This is a genomic window from Candidatus Oleimmundimicrobium sp., assembly GCF_030651595.1.
GTDB lineage: Bacteria > Actinomycetota > Aquicultoria > UBA3085 > Oleimmundimicrobiaceae > JAUSCH01.
This window is the reverse complement of record NZ_JAUSCH010000111.1, coordinates 1-1,168: the sequence shown is the minus strand read 5'-3', so window position 1 is coordinate 1,168 and position 1,168 is coordinate 1. Positions and strand designations below refer to the sequence as shown.

General features: G+C 56.5%; 2 protein-coding genes. Both read left to right on the top strand.

What is annotated here, in order from left to right:
• Positions 1–417, top strand: a 417-nt coding sequence (locus Q7U95_RS06375; RefSeq protein ID WP_308752880.1) for a DUF3450 domain-containing protein, incomplete at its 5' end; no start/stop codon positions are given.
• Positions 414–1,168, top strand: a 755-nt coding sequence (locus Q7U95_RS06370) for a hypothetical protein (RefSeq protein WP_308752878.1), incomplete at its 3' end; no start/stop codon positions are given. The genes Q7U95_RS06375 and Q7U95_RS06370, both read left to right, overlap by 4 nt.

The window sequence follows — 1,168 nt, the reverse complement described above, 5'->3', positions numbered from 1 at the left end:
CTTGAGCAGTTTGTTGCCCTTGACCTGCCCTTCAACAAGGATGCGCGTCAGGCCGCCATCGACAAGGTGCGCGACAACCTCGACAGCTCCCGTTTCAGTGCTGCGGAAAAATTCCGTCAGGTGCTGGAGTTGTATGACATTGAAAGCCAGTACAGCCGCACCATCGACCAGTTCGAAGGGATGATTGATCTGGACGGACAGCCGCGCCAGGTGAACTTCTTCCGGGTTGGCCGCATCGCCCTGATGTACCAGACCTCCGATCAGGGTCAGACCGGTGTGTGGGATGTGAAATCCGGTTCCTGGCAGGCAGCGAACAGCTATCGTTCCGCCGTCAGCAAGGGTATTCGCATTGCCAAGAAACAGGCCGCCATTGACATCCTTACTCTACCGATTCCCGCGCCGGAGGCAGCACAATGAAAATGACCTTTCGTAAACGTTGTCTGGCCATTGTTGCCGGCACTCTGTTGACGGCGACCCCCGTGCTGGCCGCCGAGAAAGCGGCCTCTGTGGATGAACTGCTGAGGCTGATCAACAGTGCCCGCGTCAGTGAATCCGCCGAGCACAAGCAGCGCGAAGCAGAATTCCTGCGGGACAAGCAAAACCAGCAAAATTTGCTGAGTCAGGCCAAAGCCACCATGAATGCTGAGGAAAACCGCAGCATTCGCATGGAGCAAACTTTTGCTGAAAACGATCTCAAGGTTGAAGCCCTGCAGATTCAGCTCAACGAGCGTCTGGGGTCACTGAAAGAACTGTTTGGCCACCTGACCTCCACCGCTGGTGATATGCGCGCCATCATCAACCAGTCCATTGTCACCGCCCAGTACCCCGAACGGGGTCAGTTCCTGGACGAATTGATCAGCAAGATGAGCAGCGACACCCGCCTGCCCCGTCTCGATGAAATCGAGCGGCTGTGGGCTGAAATGAGCCGCGAAATGGTGGAAAGTGGCAAGGTTGTCAAATTCCCCGCCACTGTGGTGACTGCCCACGGTGAGCAGGCTCAACAGGAAGTCGTCCGGGTGGGTGTTTTCAACCTGCTGTCCAACGGTTCCTATCTCGACTACAGCGCAAAAACCGGGATTATTTCTGAACTGCCACGGCAACCTTCCGGCACCAGTGCCGCTGCCAAATTGCAAGGCGCCACTGAAGGCTTCACCTCTGTGGGCATTGA